The sequence below is a fragment of the Pseudomonas sp. S04 genome, from assembly GCF_009834545.1.
GTDB lineage: Bacteria > Pseudomonadota > Gammaproteobacteria > Pseudomonadales > Pseudomonadaceae > Aquipseudomonas.
Genome location: NZ_CP019427.1, coordinates 2,293,110 through 2,307,244, shown reverse-complemented (window position 1 = coordinate 2,307,244; position 14,135 = coordinate 2,293,110). Strand labels below are relative to the sequence as shown.

The window sequence follows — 14,135 nt, the reverse complement described above, 5'->3', positions numbered from 1 at the left end:
TCTGCACGTGGCCGAGATACGCCTACCTGAACCTGGTAACGACCAGCAACTTCAGTAAGCCGCTGCCCAGGCGCACCCAACGTCAACCACGCCGTGGGGTGCGAACTGGACACTGACCCACTGAATATAAGGAATTTTCAATGAGCAATATCTATATCGCCGGCATCGCCATGACCGTCTTCGGTCGCCACATCGAACGCAGTCTCGACGACTTGGCACGTGAGGCTTTCCAGGGCGCATTGAAGGACGCCCACTGCACTGCCGCCGATCTCGATATCGCGTTTTATGCCGGCATGACCAATGGCCCATTGCAAGGTCAGCTCTCGATCCCAGGTCAGGTCGTGTTCAGCAAGATCGGTATTGAAGGCATTCCTATCTATAACATCGAGAACGCCTGCGCTTCGGGTAGCTCAGCCTTCAATTTGGCCGTGCAAAGCCTCAAGGCCGGTACAGCCAGTATCGCGCTGGCGTTGGGTGCGGAAAAGATGAACATCCCGGATAAACTGAAGGCCCTCTCGCTGTTCGAGGCTGGTTGGGACGTGTCTCGCGCCGAAGAGAATTATCAGACGCTGGTAAAAATGGGCGAAGGTGTAGTGCCGCCCGCCGGGTCGGAATCGGACAAGCCTTACAGTAAGTTCATGGCCATCTATGCCGCATTGTGCCGCCAGCATATGAAAACCTACGGCACCACGCAGCGGCAGATCGCAGCGGTGTCGGCAAAAAACCACACTCACTCGGTCCATAACCCCTACTCGCAATTTCGCAAAGCCTTCGGTATCGACGAAATCCTTGCCGCCCCTCCGATCACCTACCCGCTCACCCTGCCAATGTGCGCGCCGCTGTCGGACGGCGCAGCAGCAGCCATCCTGTGCACCGAGGAAGGACTCACACGCATCGGTGCCGACAAGAGCCGCTGCATCAAGGTAGCGGCCAGTGTGATCCGTAGCTTTAGCCATCGACGGCTCGATCAGCCTGAACTGAACGTCGGTCACCTGGCAGCTAACCAGGCCTATGAACAGGCGGGCCTGGGGCCGCAAGACATGCATGTCGCCGAAGTCCATGACGCCTCGGCGATGGGCGAAATCATTCAGGTCGAAAACCTGGGCCTGGTCCCGTTCGGTCAGGGCGGACCTGCGGCTGAACGTGGCGAATTCACGCTGGGCGGGCGCATCCCGGTCAATACCTCAGGTGGCCTGGAATCGAAAGGCCATCCACTCGGCGCTACCGGGATCGGCCAGCTCTACGAACTGGTGACGCAACTGCGCGGGGAGGCTGGCACACGCCAGGTACATGGCGCACGCCATGCAATCCAGGAGAACGGCGGCGGTTTGCAGGGTATTGAGGAGGCAGCCGTCGCGATCCACATTCTCAGCAAATAATTGTTGTCAGCCAAAAACTTGTAGTGGCCAAACCAATCAAAACAAGAAGGATAAAAAACATGTTCCAAAACAAAGTAGTCGTCATCACCGGCGCAGGATCAGGCATTGGTCGGGAGTTGGCTATCCAGATGGCGGAAGCTGGCGCGCACGTCGCCCTGTCGGACATCAACCAGGTTGGTCTCGACAAAACCATGAAGCTATTGCCTGACGCCAGTAAAGCCAAAGGTTACCTCTTGGACGTATCGTCCTGGGACGCCTTCCAGGCTCATGCCGACGAGGTAAAGCGAGATTTTGGCACGGCGCACTTCGTCATCAATAACGCAGGTGCCGCAGTCATCGGGACAGTTGCCAACACCTCCATCGATGAGTACGAGTGGCAACTCGGTATCAACCTGTGGGGCGTGCTGTACGGCACCAAAGCGTTCCTGCCGATGATGCAGGCCCAGCGGGAAGGCTGCATCGTCAACATTTCCAGCGTATTTGGCCTGGTAGGTTTCCCGATGCAAAGCGCTTACAACATGTCGAAGTTCGCCGTACGGGGTCTGACCGAAGCACTATGGTCGGAACTTGAGGGCAGCGGCGTGCGCGCCGTGTGTGTGCACCCTGGCGGAATCAAAACCAATATTGAAAAGGCCGGACGACGCTGTAAAGCCGCCGGTAGTACAGAAGAAAGGTTCAAAGCGCTTGCCGACAAGATGCTACTGACGCCAGCGGCAGATTGTGCCGGCGACATCATCAAGGGGCTGCGCAAAGGAACCAAACGCATTATCACAGGGAACAAGTCGAGCACCTTGTTCTGGATAAGCAGGCTGTTCCCCAATAGCTATCCGGCATTACTCAAGCTGCTTGGCTGAGACCCGGAAGTTACAAGATGTCTCAGCGCGACGCGAAGCGTCACCACCTCTCAGGAACAATTCCATGACCGACAGTTATACACGCAAGCTGTTTATTTCTGCCGCCTGCTTCAACGTATTCGCAGGTCTTCCATTACTCGTAGCCCTACAACCCGTAGCTGCACTGTTGGGGCTGCAAATTACCCCTACCTCAACCCTCTTCATTCAACTCACCACGTGCCTGGTTATCATATTCGGCTGGGCCTATTGGATGATCGCTCGCGATCCGCTGCAGTATCGTCCCTATATCCTGCTCGGGATAATCCTGAAAGTACTGTTTGTTGTGGTGGTTTACGGTCACTGGCTGGCGGGCAGCATACCCTGGCCATTGCCAGTAGTGGCATCGGGTGACATCGTCTATGCATTACTGTTCTGGCGTTATTACGTATGCATCCGGCCATCATGCCTTGCGTAACTAAACCGGTTGCCACTGATCCGGCAGTAACTGATCGATTTCACTCGCCCGCTGCGTCGGCGCCAGATGACGCTGGGCGATCATCCATGCATGCATATCCATCGCCGGTACGGCTAAATAGCGTAAATTTTCTCCAGCCCTGCTCATGAGACGACTGCCAGATAAGGCATCAATTCACGCGAACGCAGTGAGGATTCCACTGAGAGCCAGTCGTTTTGTAGGGGTAAAAACGCCGTAAAATAAAAAGGGGTCGCGAGATAAAGTCTCGCAACCCCTTGAATTATATGGTCGGGACGGAGTGATTCGAACACTCGACCCCTAGCACCCCATTCAGTTAAGCATTAGACATCCTTGGCTCTCGTCATTCTCCTACAGAATCCTAAATCCCAGCAATAAAAGGCCTTTCAGCGCTTTATTCTTCCAACGACCTCTATCCTGATCTACCTTTAGCTGACGAATCGGTGGGAGTAAATGTGGGAGTAAACTCATAAAGAGGTTGATTATGGTAAAGCTCACTGCCAAGGAATTGGAAGCACTGACCGAGCAGGATGTCGGAATCATGATACGCGACGAAGGCAGCCTCGCGGGCAGAGTCTCACTCCGCAAAAAAGGTATCGCCATCCCCTTTTACTTCCAGTTTCGCTGGGAAGGGATTTACACCCGTTTCTCGTGCGGTACCTGGCCAAATAAGTCGTTGACCGAGATCCGCAAGGAGCGCAACGAAGCGCGAGACCTTGTAGCCAAAGGGATTAATCCAAACGAGAACAAACGCGCAGAGAAGGTCAGACTGAAAGCGGAGCTGGCTGCGCAACTCGCAGAAGCCGCCCAGCGAAAATCCAAGGAGTTAACGCTGCTAGACCTCGCGGGAGAATGGCTTCGCGATGGTGTGGCGCGCAAGGATGGTAATGCCGAGCTACGGAGAAAATTCGCGAAAGATCTTTACCCCGCCCTAGGCTCAAAAGTCATCAGCTCAATTGATGAGCATGACCTGCGGAGCCTGGTGCGATCTGTAATGGCTCGCGGCGCCACTCGTCAGGCCATCAGTCTTTTTTCGGATATCGTTCAGATGTTTGGATGGGCGCAGAAACGCCAGCCATGGCGAACATTGCTGATTGATGGAAACCCAGCAGACTTGGTCGAAATCAACAAGCTTGTACCCAGTGACTATCAGGAGGAGCGAACTCGGATCCTCTCCTCTATCGAACTTCAAGAATTAAACCAACGCTTTCAAAAAATGACTGCGGACTATGCAGCACTACCTGCCGGCGAAAAGTATGATGGGATTCGCCCACTCAAGCCGGAGACCCAACTTGCGCTTTGGATCTGCTTGGGAACGTTATGCCGGATCGGTGAACTGCTTCAGGCCGAATGGAAAAACATTGATTTGAAAACTGGTGTCTGGTTTATTCCTGTGGCGAACGTCAAAGGTAGCCGGGGGAGAAAACAAGACCACCACGTGTTCCTGTCTGCGTTTGCGATCCACTATTTCAGCAAGCTTCGGCTGCTGACAGGAAACTCTCAATGGTGCTTTCCCGCAAAGCATCATGATGGTCATGTCGATCTCAAGGTCGTCAGCAAACAGGTGGGAGACCGCCAATCACGCTTCAAAAATCGCAAGCCGCTTTCACGTCGCCGACATGATGACACCCTGGTGCTGTCCGGTGGTGCCAATGGAGAATGGACACCCCATGACTTGAGACGAACGGGTGCGACCATGATGCAAGCCTGTGGCATAAGCCTTGACGTGATAGACCGCTGTCAGAACCACGTGCTGGCAGGCTCCCGGGTCCGCCGTCACTACTTACACCATGATTATGCCGAAGAGAAAAAAGAAGCTTGGAATCTGCTGGGGGAGAAGCTCACCGATATCATAATCGGCCAGGACTCTTTAGAGGAACTAGGATACTCATCAGGTGAAAAGCAGCAGTGATTTTCCTGGCATCGTCATCCGGTGACAACTAGCCGTGCTGTTTGCCGCCCAACACCAACGCAACACCCCCCAGCACAGCGACGGATGCCAACACCATCCTTACGCTAAGGCTTTCCCCCAGAAAAACGATACCAGCCAGCGAAGCCAGGATGGGCACGCTCAACTGCACCGTCGCGGCTTGAAACGCTGCAAGATAACGCACCGCGACGTACCAGACCGCGTAGCCAACGCCCGACGCCAGCGCGCCGGAAAGAACCGCATAAAATATCCCCAGCAGATCCCAACGCAGCGCTGAGAGAAACGGCAAACTTGCAATCAAGACCGGGGGAATCGAGCGCAGAAAATTGCCGGCTGTGGTTGCCAGCGGATCGGCGACAGTTTTGCCAAGCAGTGAATAGATCCGTAACCGTCCGGGCAACACACCTTCCTGACACCGTCGCTTGAGGCGATGGTGTCCACCTAAATTTAAGTGGACACCATTTTTAGCCTTTTTAAGCGGACGCCTATGCCACAAGAACGCCGTTCCTATTCAAAGTCCTTCAAGGCCCAGGTCATCGCCGAATGCGCGCAGCCTGACACCTCGATTGCCAATGTCGCGTTGACCCACAACCTCAACGCCAACCTCGTCCATAAATGGATACGCGTGCATGCGCAGAAAAGCCTGACACTTCAAACCGCCTTCATCCCGGTCAAGACATCGCCGCCGTTGCCGATGCATCAGGCCCTTCCTGCCACGATCCGAATCGAAGTGCCGCATTCAAAAGGCGTAGTCGTGGTGAGTTGGCCGGCAGAAAATGCAGCGGCGTGCTCTGCTTTCCTGCGAGACCTGCTGCGATGATCCGCATCGACTCCATCTGGCTCGCCACCGAGCCCATGGACATGCGCGCCGGCACTGAAACTGCGCTGGCGCGGGTCGTGGCGGTGTTCGGTGCGGCGAAGCCGCACTGTGCTTATCTGTTTGCCAACCGTCGTGCCAATCGCATGAAAGTGCTGGTGCATGATGGCTTGGGGATTTGGCTTGCTGCCCGGCGCTTAAATCAAGGACGTTTCTTTTGGCCTGGCGTGCGGCACGGTTCTGAAGTCGAGCTGGATGCAGAGCAACTTCAAGCCTTGGTGCTCGGCTTACCTTGGCAACGCGTCGGTTCCGGAGGAGCCATCACGGTGCTCTAACTCGCCTGCCATGGCCTGCTTGCCAGCGCAATTGGCGCATCAGTCTATCGCCGCCCATAGCCCTCTCTGGCAAAATCGGCGGCATGACTTCGCATCCGAATCTCGATCAATTAAACCCTGAAGAACTGCGTGCTTTGGCGGCGCAGTTGATCCAGCGCGTCGAGACGATGGACAAGCAGATCAATCATCAAAAGTCGGTCAACGAGAAGCTGGCCCACGAGATCGCGCTGCTCAAGCGCTTCAAGTTTGCCAAACGCAGCGAGCAACTAAGTCCAGATCAGGCCAGCTTGCTCGACGATTTGATCGATACTGATATTGCCGCTATCGAAGCCGAGCTTGAGGCGCTGCAACCGACACCCGTCGAAGCCAAAGTGCGCCAGCAACCTAAGCGCGCAGCGCTGCCGCCGCAATTTCCTCGCACGCTGATCCATCACGAGCCGGACAACAGCCATTGCCAGTGCGGCTGTGCTCTCAAGCGCATCGGCGAAGATGCCAGTGAAAAACTCGACTACACGCCCGGCGTGTTCACCGTCGAGCGTCACATCCGTGGGAAATGGGCCTGCGAGCAGTGCGAAACGCTAATCCAGGCGCCGGTACCGGCGCACGTCATCGACAAAGGCATACCGACCGCAGGCCTGCTGGCCCATGTCATGGTGGCCAAGTTCGCTGATCATTTGCCGCTGTATCGTCAGGAAAAAATCTTCGGTCGCGCCGGGCTGCCCATCGCCCGTTCGACCTTGGCGCAGTGGGTGGGCAACTGCGGCGTGCAACTCCAACCACTAGTCGATGCGCTGCGCGAAGCCGTGCTGACGCACGGCATCGTTCACGCCGACGAGACGCCGGTACAAATGCTGACGCCTGGCGCTAAAAAAACTCATCGCGCTTATGTCTGGGCCTATGCCACCAGTCAGTTCTCCGACCTGGCGGCGGTCGTTTACGACTTCAGCCCAAGCCGCGCTGGCGAACATGCCCGAGCCTTCCTGGGCAGTTGGAACGGCAAGCTGGTCTGCGATGACTTTGCCGGCTACAAGGCAGGCTTTGAACTGGGCGTTACGGAGATCGGCTGCATGGCCCATGCCCGCCGAAAGTTCTTCGACTTGCATGCGACCAACAAGAGCCAGATCGCCGAAAAAGCGCTGCACTACATCGCGGCCTTGTACGAAGTTGAACGAGAAGTCCGCGAGCTGGAACCGGGTGATCGACAGCGAATACGGCAGGAAAAAGCAGCGCCAATCGCCGACGCACTTCATACCTGGATGACCGCCCAAAGACAGCTTGTACCTGAGGGTTCGGCCATCGCCAAGGCCCTGGATTACAGCCTCAAACGCTGGATAGCGCTGACGCGCTATCTCGATGACGGTGCTGTGCCCATCGATAATAACTGGTGCGAGAATCAAATCCGGCCGTGGGCTCTTGGGCGCTCGAACTGGCTGTTCGCGGGCTCGTTACGCAGCGGTAAACGTGCGGCGGCGATCATGAGTTTGATCCAGTCGGCGCGGCTCAACGGACATGATCCGTATGCTTACTTGAAGGATGTTCTTACACGCCTGCCGACGCAGCGTGCGAGTGAGATAACCGAGCTGTTGCCGCACAGGTGGGCGCCCGTTTAATCACACAAGGTGTGTTTGGCGGACGCTTAGTGCGCCAGTTAAAGCTGGCGGAGGATAGTCGATGAAAGTTCGATACTGGTAAGAAATGGCGAATCAACCAGGCCCCGAGTCATGCATGTTGCACCGTGAGGTGCGGGGTGAAGCGTTGACAGGGGAAACCGATGGGCCAGCCATTGAGCCGCGTAATCAGGAATTCGGGATGCCGATGCTGTTAAGCGAAGCAGAAGGCAATACGGAGCATGGCGTTATACGCCAGTCATGCTCTGATCCCGCGCGGTCGGAGACCCTGTGCACGTCGGGAAGTCCTTCGCACGGAAACTGGGAGATCTCAGCGGCGCCCGGTGCGCAAGCACCGGGCGGAGCAGGAAAGGCCAAAAGCCGTAACCCTGCTGTCTACGCCGCCGAGAAGTCGGATACGTCCGTAGTACCTGAGAAGCCATCGAACAAAGGGCTTGGCCCTGCGGAGATAGTGGAGGAAAGGGACGTAGCCAAGGGAAACACCAACAAGCCTCCCGCGCCCCGGACACTGAGCCGGATCAGTTGCGCGTCGATGGGACTTGAAGGTGTACGTGAAGCAGCCCGAAGGAACAAGGGCATGCAGTTCACGGCTTTGCTGCACCACATCACACCGCAGTTATTGGCGCAGAGTTTCTATGCCCTGCGCCGCGATGCAGCGGTAGGCGTGGACGGCATGTCGTGGCGGGATTACGAGGAAGGTCTTCTCCAGCGGGTAACCGATTTGCACGCAAGGCTCCACGGTGGAGCCTATCGAGCAACGCCATCGCGGCGGGTCTACATTCCCAAAGCCGATGGCAGGCAACGCCCGCTGGGCATTGCCTCTCTGGAGGACAAGATCGTACAGCAGGCAGTTGTTACTGTTCTGAATGCGATCTATGAAGAAGACTTTCTAGGATTCTCGTACGGGTTTCGGCCGGGACGCAGCCAGCACGATGCGCTGGATGCTTTAACGGTCGCGCTCAAAGGCCAGAAGGTGAACTGGATATTAGATGCGGATATCACGTCGTTCTTTGATGAGATCGATCATGAATGGATGCTGATGTTTCTGGGACACCGGATTGCAGACCGGCGCCTGCTCGGGCTCATCTGCAAATGGCTTCAAGCGGGTGTTATGGAAGATGGCCGTAGGGTGGCTGCGACCAAGGGGACTCCCCAGGGCGCAGTGATATCGCCATTGTTGGCGAATATCTATCTGCACTACGTGTTGGATCTGTGGGCAAGGCAGTGGCGCCAGCGGCATGCCCGTGGCGATGTGATTGTGGTGCGTTACGCGGACGACAGCGTGGTGGGGTTCAGGACGAAAGTGCAGGCTCAGCAGTTTCTGGTGCAGTTGCAGGAACGGTTGGCCAAGTTCGGTTTATCGCTCAACGCCTCGAAAACACGACTGATTGAGTTCGGTCGTTTTGCTGCGAGAAATCGTAGGAAGCGAGGTTTAGGTAAACCGCAGGCCTTTGACTTCCTGGGCTTCACACACTGTTGTAGTACCAACAGAAACGGTGGCTTTCAAATACTGCGACTGACGGTCAAGAAGCGAATGCGTGCGACGCTGCTGGCCATTCGGGATGAGCTGAAACGTCGACGTCATGAACCCATCCGGGTTCAAGGGCAATGGCTCACTCGGGTGGTGAGCGGTTACTTCAATTACCACGCGGTGCCGGGAAACCTGATACGTCTGGGTGGTTTTCGTTCGGCGGTCTGCCGTCTATGGCGGCAAGCCCTCACACGTCGTAGCCAGCGTAATAGGCTTCAATGGTCACGCTATGGACGCCTTGCTGACTTCTACATACCTAGACCCAGAAATGCACATCCTTACCCTGAGGATCGCTTCGCGTCACATACCCGAGGCAGGAGCCGTATGCGGTAGTTCCGCACGTACGGATCTGTGCGGGGGGCGGCAGGTAACTGCCGTCCCTACCGCGACCTAACTTCCTCCCCTACGCCGGAATTGATCTTTCGCCCTTGGTCGCGGCGATCTGCGCCCTGGGTATGGTGGGGGGCGCATACATCGCCGAAATTCTACGTGGTGCACTTGCCGCGATCCCCAAAGGGCAGGTCGAAGCAGGCTTGGCATTGGGCTTCGCACCGTTGTCGATCTGGCAACGATTGTTGCTTCCGCAAATGCTGCGGCTGTCGATGCCGGCTATCACCAACGAGCTGATTATGCTGGTTAAAGCATCTTCGCTAGTGTCAGTGGTGGGGCTGGCTGAAATTACCAGAGTTAGCCAGACATTCGCCGCCAGCACATATCGTCCGATGGAGTTCTACCTCGCTGCGGGTGCGTTCTATCTGATTACAAACCTGATTCTTTCGTTCTGCAGCTCGCTGCTGGAACGCAAGCTGGCGAGGAGATAATTATGGAATTAGCGACTTTTCTTTCCTATCTGCCTGCAATCCTCCATGGCCTATGGATCACCTTAGCCAGTTGGGTCATTGCCTCCATCGGCGGTTTGCTGCTCGGGCTAGGTGTCGCCCTACTGCAGCGTTCCAGTTCGTTCGCGGTACGCGCGGCAGTCAAAGTTTATGTAGATTCGCTACGTTGTTTACCTTTGCTGGTTATGATTTTCATCATGTACGCAGGTGGCCCATCCATTGGCTTGATGCTTGATCCATTGTCAGCCGGGATACTGGTGCTGATCGTTCACGGGAGCGCCTATTTCGCTGAAATTTTTCGAGGCGGCTTCAGTGCGGTTCCGAAAGGCCAAGTCGAGGCCGCCCAAAGTCTGGCTATGACGCCATTCGCCATTCTACGTCGGGTAACCCTACCCGGCGCTCTCACAGCAGCGGCGCCCGCACTGATAAACATGATCATTAACGTATGTAAGGAAACTGCGCTGCTGTCGATCATCACTGTGGCCGACCTGACTTTCGAGGTTCAGAAAATGGCGATAGAAACCTTTGCCTCGTTCGAGTCGATCCTGAAGTTGGCCCTAGGCTACTGGCTACTGATCGAAATTTTTTCCCGCTTGGGTCAACGTGCCGAACGCCATATCAATCAGCACCTGAATATGAAGAGAAGCGCATGAGTGATTTCTTGATAAGCATCGCCAATGTTCACAAAAGCTACGGCGATTTTGAAGTGCTTAAGAATGTCAGCCTGGACGTCCAGCGCTCCGAAGTAATTTGTCTGATCGGCCCAAGTGGTTCGGGCAAAAGCACTCTCCTGCGCTGTATCAATTTTCTCGAAACTTATGACAAAGGCACAATCACCATCGGTGGCAAAATAATCGGCTACCAAGATACTGGCGGTAAACGCAAACTCATGGCCGCCCGCGAGCTGCGGGAAATGCGCCGCAGCATAGGCATGGTGTTTCAGCAGTTCAACCTTTGGCCGCACATGACCGCAGTAGAAAATGTTGCAGAGCCGTTGCTGCGCGTTCAGAAAATGAATGCAACCGATGCGCACTCCAAGGCACTGCGAATGCTTGAGCGAGTAGGCTTGGCGCAAAAAGCCGAGAATTATCCAGCGGCTTTGTCTGGCGGCCAACAACAACGTGTCGCTATCGCGCGAGCTTTGTCCATGGATCCGGCCTTGATGCTATTTGACGAACCCACCTCGGCGCTCGATCCGGAGCTGGTGGGCGAAGTGCTACAAGTGATGCGCGATCTCGCCAACGAAGGTATGACTATGGTGGTGGTCACACACGAGATGGGCTTCGCCGGTAAAGCCGCCGACAAAGTCGCGTTCTTGGACGGAGGGTGCATCGTTCAGTTCGGTACGCCGCAGCAGGTGCTAAAGGAAAGCGAAGAGCCGCGTTTACAGCAATTTCTGCGAAGTTATCACGCGCGCAACGATTTTTGAAAAGCACCCTGTGTCAGCCACTTTGGCGGAGCGAGTCATGATCGGTTTCAGAATCAAAGCAGGCGGCGAAAAAGTCTCGCCGCATTGGGTGGAGGCTTTTCGCAACCTGCCCGTCCCGAATATCAGCGATTGCATGGCGCGTATGACGGCCGGAAGTGCTGATCTTCGGGCATTTTATAAAGGCCCACGCATGGTCGGCCCAGCGCTAACCGTCAAGACACGGCCGGGGGACAATCTGTTGGTACACAAGGCACTGGACATGGCGGAACCAGGCGACATCTTGGTGGTAGACGCCGGTGGAGACCTGACCAACGCTTTAATCGGCGAACTGATGATCGCACATGCAATACACCGCAAACTCGGCGGGCTAGTTATCTCAGGTGCGATCCGTGACAGCGAAGAGCTGCTGGCTGGCAGTTTTCCAGTCTTCGCCTTGGGCGTGACCCATAGAGGGCCGTTCAGGGATGGGCCTGGAGAGGTCAATGTACCCATCGCCTTAAACGGAATGGTAATTCTCCCAGGTGATTTGGTTTGTGGTGATGCCGACGGCGTAGTCAGCGTGGCGCGTCACGACGTCGAAGTACACGCGTTGGCACTGAAAAAACATAATGATGAAGTTGAGTTGATGGCGCAGATCAAAGCCGGCATGTCAGACCGGAAGTGGGTAGACGAATTACTGACTCGTAACGGCTGTTCGATTGAGTAGCTAACTTGTTTACGTTCAGGGGCGCTTAGATCGCGGTTCAGATTGAATCGTCCCGGATTTCTAGACACCCTAAATCTTCGTTCCGGAGTGCTGTTCGAACTCTACCGGTGACAGCTCAATGTTGAACCCATGCAGGCACGCCGGAGAATCGTCTCCTGACCATATCCAACTTCCCTGCCTATTCTTAGCTCCTTATATTTCCCTTTGCATGACTTGTCGTGGCTGCGCACAAATTAAGACAAGCTAGAACTTGAAGCGCCCCACCAGCCCCTTCAGTTGACCAGAAATATTCGTCAAGTGACCCGATCCCGCATGCGCCGAGCGTGCGAATTCTTCGACCAGTTGGGCATCGGCATGAATCTGCGCGATATGCCGGTTGATGTCTTCGGCCACCTGATGCTGTTCTTCTGCTGCCGTGGCGATCTGAGCATTCTGGTCACGGATCAAGTCCACCGAACCAAGAATCTTGTCGAAGCTGTCGCGCGCTTGCTGGATAGATTCAACACTGCCTTGAGAAGCCTGTAGACTCTTCTGCATCTGTTGTGTCACTTCCTGCGTTCGTCGCGCCAGATTGCCGAGCAAGCTGTCGATCTCGCCAGTTGAGTCGGCAGTACGTCGCGCAAGGGCACGTACTTCGTCGGCCACCACCGCAAATCCGCGACCCTGATCGCCGGCGCGGGCAGCCTCAATGGCGGCATTGAGCGCCAACAGGTTGGTTTGTTCAGCGATAGAGCGAATGGTATCGAGGATGGTGTTGATGTTCTTGCTGTCCTGCTCGAGCATCTGCATGGTCCGCGCCGACTGTTGCAGATCATCGCTCAGTTTAAGGACGCTACCCGTGGCTTCGCCGATGTGCTTTTGTCCGTCGTGCACTTCTCGATAACCAACGTCCGCACTTGAAGCCGCTTGACTGCAAGAGCGCGCCACTTCATTGGAGGTCGCGACCATCTCGTTGAACGCAGTACTTACCAACTCAACCGCTTCGCGTTGTCGAACGGCAGCGTTGTTCATGTTGCTGGCCACTTGACTGGTGTCCGCCGCAACCTCTTGCAGATCTGAAGAAGCGCTGCCGATTCGCCGCATCAGTTGCGCAATCATTCCAAGGAACTGGTTGAACAAACCCGCCAATGTCGCCGTTTCATCCTTGCCCCGCACTTCCAGTTCGCGAGTCAGGTCGCCTTCCCCTTCGGCTATTTCTTGCAGGCCATCGGCAACGCCACGTATCGGTCGAACAATCATGCTCGCGAAACTCGCGCCGACGATGGCAAAGATGACGGCTAACACAGCGGCAATCAGCGCGATCAACCCTGACAGGCTGGTGGCCTGAGCCATGACTTCATCGCGCTTGATCAGACCAATAAAGCGCCAGCCCAGGCTTTCGGAACTGACCACATTAACCATGTACGGCACCCCATCGATCTCCACCTGAGTCATGCCATCGCCACTATTTGCCAGCTCGGTATAGCCAGGGCCCAGATCGGCTAGGGGCTTGAAACTATTTTTGGCATTGGCGGGATCGACCAGAACGTTACCATTGGCTTCAACCATCATCAGGTATCCGCTGTCGCCCAGTTTGATGGTTTTAACCAGTTCAGTCAGTTGTTTGAGCGAGACATCCACGCCGACAACACCCACCGGGTTGCCGCTGGCATCGGCGAAAGCGCGAACCGTGCTGACCAGCACCATGTCATCAGGCGCCCAGTAGTAAGCGCCCGTGCGCACAGTTGAGCCTGGCGCGGCCGCCATGGCGGTCTTGTACCAAGGACGCACTCGGGGATCGTAGCTGGCCATTTTCTGGTCGTCGGGCCAACCGGCAAAACCGCCGTCGTTGAGCCCCAAGGAAATGGACGCGGTGGTCGGATGGGTCTCGGCAAATTGATCGAAAACAGCCTGGAGTCGCTGATCGGCTTCGGTCACAGGGGTTTGCTCAGCATTGGCAGCGGTATAGTTTTTCAATCCCTTGACGGTGGCAATCCGAGGATCCTTGGCAAGGTATTCGACGTTTTGGCGGATGCTTTCAAAGAACTGCTTCATGCCGTTGTCGATCTGACGAATTTCACGGCCGCTGCTATCCAGGAAATTCGCTTGTGCTGCGCTGCGCAAGTTCAATACGACGAGCACCGCGACCAGAATCACCGGAAGGCAGGCGATGGCGGCAAATACCCATGTCAGCTTCTGTTTGATGTTCATGACTTCTCCAGCGGGTATTTATAAT

Annotated in this window: 14 protein-coding genes and 1 pseudogene; 12 read left to right on the top strand and 3 right to left on the bottom strand. The window is 55.7% G+C overall.

From position 1 onward, the window contains the following. Positions 1–140 precede the first annotated feature (140 nt). The 4 genes from PspS04_RS10430 (at position 141) to PspS04_RS10415 (ending at position 4,617) form a co-directional block, all read left to right on the top strand. Positions 141–1,379 carry a thiolase family protein gene (locus PspS04_RS10430; protein ID WP_159995026.1) on the top strand — a complete coding sequence of 413 codons (1,239 nt, stop codon included), beginning with the start codon at positions 141–143 and terminating at the stop codon, positions 1,377–1,379. A 59-nt stretch (positions 1,380–1,438) separates the two neighbouring features. Beyond that, positions 1,439–2,233, top strand: coding sequence for an SDR family NAD(P)-dependent oxidoreductase (locus PspS04_RS10425; protein WP_159995024.1), 795 nt, complete (start codon positions 1,439–1,441; stop codon positions 2,231–2,233). Between the two features lie 64 nt (positions 2,234–2,297). Beyond that, complete coding sequence (locus tag PspS04_RS10420; RefSeq protein WP_159995023.1) at positions 2,298–2,687, top strand: hypothetical protein; 390 nt, start codon at positions 2,298–2,300, stop codon at positions 2,685–2,687. Positions 2,688–3,189: 502 nt separating this feature from the next. After that, positions 3,190–4,617: a tyrosine-type recombinase/integrase gene (locus tag PspS04_RS10415; RefSeq protein ID WP_159995021.1), complete on the top strand. Its 1,428-nt coding sequence runs from the start codon at positions 3,190–3,192 to the stop codon at positions 4,615–4,617. A 28-nt stretch (positions 4,618–4,645) separates the two neighbouring features. Here the strand turns inward: PspS04_RS10415 and PspS04_RS10410 are convergent, their stop codons facing one another. Then, on the bottom strand, positions 4,646–5,035 hold the full coding sequence (locus PspS04_RS10410) for a DMT family transporter (protein ID WP_237234983.1): 390 nt from the start codon (positions 5,033–5,035) through the stop codon (positions 4,646–4,648). Positions 5,036–5,122: 87 nt separating this feature from the next. Between PspS04_RS10410 and tnpA the strand changes: the two genes are divergently transcribed. The 8 genes from tnpA to PspS04_RS10370 all read left to right on the top strand — a co-directional run bounded on the left by tnpA (position 5,123) and on the right by PspS04_RS10370 (position 11,920). Further along, positions 5,123–5,455: an IS66-like element accessory protein TnpA gene (tnpA, locus tag PspS04_RS10405; RefSeq protein ID WP_223441328.1), complete on the top strand. Its 333-nt coding sequence runs from the start codon at positions 5,123–5,125 to the stop codon at positions 5,453–5,455. After that, positions 5,452–5,787 carry an IS66 family insertion sequence element accessory protein TnpB gene (gene tnpB, locus PspS04_RS27745; protein ID WP_017279403.1) on the top strand — a complete coding sequence of 112 codons (336 nt, stop codon included), beginning with the start codon at positions 5,452–5,454 and terminating at the stop codon, positions 5,785–5,787. Before tnpA ends, tnpB begins: the two co-directional genes overlap by 4 nt. An 83-nt stretch (positions 5,788–5,870) precedes the next feature. Next, positions 5,871–7,397 (top strand): IS66 family transposase, encoded by a 1,527-nt coding sequence (gene tnpC, locus PspS04_RS10395; RefSeq protein WP_150762972.1) that lies wholly within the window; start codon positions 5,871–5,873, stop codon positions 7,395–7,397. Positions 7,398–7,512: 115 nt separating this feature from the next. After that, positions 7,513–9,279: a group II intron reverse transcriptase/maturase gene (ltrA, locus tag PspS04_RS10390; RefSeq protein WP_342792459.1), complete on the top strand. Its 1,767-nt coding sequence runs from the start codon at positions 7,513–7,515 to the stop codon at positions 9,277–9,279. A 95-nt stretch (positions 9,280–9,374) separates the two neighbouring features. Beyond that, positions 9,375–9,767 carry an amino acid ABC transporter permease gene (locus PspS04_RS10385; protein WP_202982082.1) on the top strand — a complete coding sequence of 131 codons (393 nt, stop codon included), beginning with the start codon at positions 9,375–9,377 and terminating at the stop codon, positions 9,765–9,767. A 2-nt stretch (positions 9,768–9,769) separates the two neighbouring features. After that, positions 9,770–10,438, top strand: a complete 669-nt coding sequence (locus PspS04_RS10380) for an amino acid ABC transporter permease (protein ID WP_162530199.1) — start codon at positions 9,770–9,772, stop codon at positions 10,436–10,438. Next, positions 10,435–11,214, top strand: coding sequence for an amino acid ABC transporter ATP-binding protein (locus PspS04_RS10375; protein ID WP_162530198.1), 780 nt, complete (start codon positions 10,435–10,437; stop codon positions 11,212–11,214). Before PspS04_RS10380 ends, PspS04_RS10375 begins: the two co-directional genes overlap by 4 nt. Positions 11,215–11,251: 37 nt before the next feature. Beyond that, positions 11,252–11,920: an RraA family protein gene (locus PspS04_RS10370; RefSeq protein ID WP_159995017.1), complete on the top strand. Its 669-nt coding sequence runs from the start codon at positions 11,252–11,254 to the stop codon at positions 11,918–11,920. Positions 11,921–12,163: 243 nt separating this feature from the next. On the opposite strand, the gene PspS04_RS28095 is transcribed toward PspS04_RS10370, so the two are convergent. Beyond that, on the bottom strand, positions 12,164–12,931 hold the full coding sequence (locus tag PspS04_RS28095) for a methyl-accepting chemotaxis protein (RefSeq protein ID WP_442966640.1): 768 nt from the start codon (positions 12,929–12,931) through the stop codon (positions 12,164–12,166). Between the two features lie 93 nt (positions 12,932–13,024). Beyond that, positions 13,025–14,110: pseudogene (locus PspS04_RS28090) on the bottom strand (cache domain-containing protein); the annotation flags it as partial. Positions 14,111–14,135: the final 25 nt, after the last annotated feature.

Coding starts and splice junctions, on each gene's coding strand:
- tnpA (WP_223441328.1), top strand. CDS start 5,123: ATGCCACAAGAACGCCGTTCCTATTCAAAGTCCTTCAAGGCCCAGGTC.
- PspS04_RS10430 (WP_159995026.1), top strand. CDS start 141: ATGAGCAATATCTATATCGCCGGCATCGCCATGACCGTCTTCGGTCGC.
- PspS04_RS10420 (WP_159995023.1), top strand. CDS start 2,298: ATGACCGACAGTTATACACGCAAGCTGTTTATTTCTGCCGCCTGCTTC.
- PspS04_RS28095 (WP_442966640.1), bottom strand. CDS start 12,931: ATGAACAACGCTGCCGTTCGACAACGCGAAGCGGTTGAGTTGGTAAGT.
- tnpB (WP_017279403.1), top strand. CDS start 5,452: ATGATCCGCATCGACTCCATCTGGCTCGCCACCGAGCCCATGGACATG.
- tnpC (WP_150762972.1), top strand. CDS start 5,871: ATGACTTCGCATCCGAATCTCGATCAATTAAACCCTGAAGAACTGCGT.
- PspS04_RS10370 (WP_159995017.1), top strand. CDS start 11,252: ATGATCGGTTTCAGAATCAAAGCAGGCGGCGAAAAAGTCTCGCCGCAT.
- PspS04_RS10375 (WP_162530198.1), top strand. CDS start 10,435: ATGAGTGATTTCTTGATAAGCATCGCCAATGTTCACAAAAGCTACGGC.
- PspS04_RS10415 (WP_159995021.1), top strand. CDS start 3,190: ATGGTAAAGCTCACTGCCAAGGAATTGGAAGCACTGACCGAGCAGGAT.
- PspS04_RS10380 (WP_162530199.1), top strand. CDS start 9,770: ATGGAATTAGCGACTTTTCTTTCCTATCTGCCTGCAATCCTCCATGGC.
- PspS04_RS10425 (WP_159995024.1), top strand. CDS start 1,439: ATGTTCCAAAACAAAGTAGTCGTCATCACCGGCGCAGGATCAGGCATT.
- ltrA (WP_342792459.1), top strand. CDS start 7,513: ATGTTGCACCGTGAGGTGCGGGGTGAAGCGTTGACAGGGGAAACCGAT.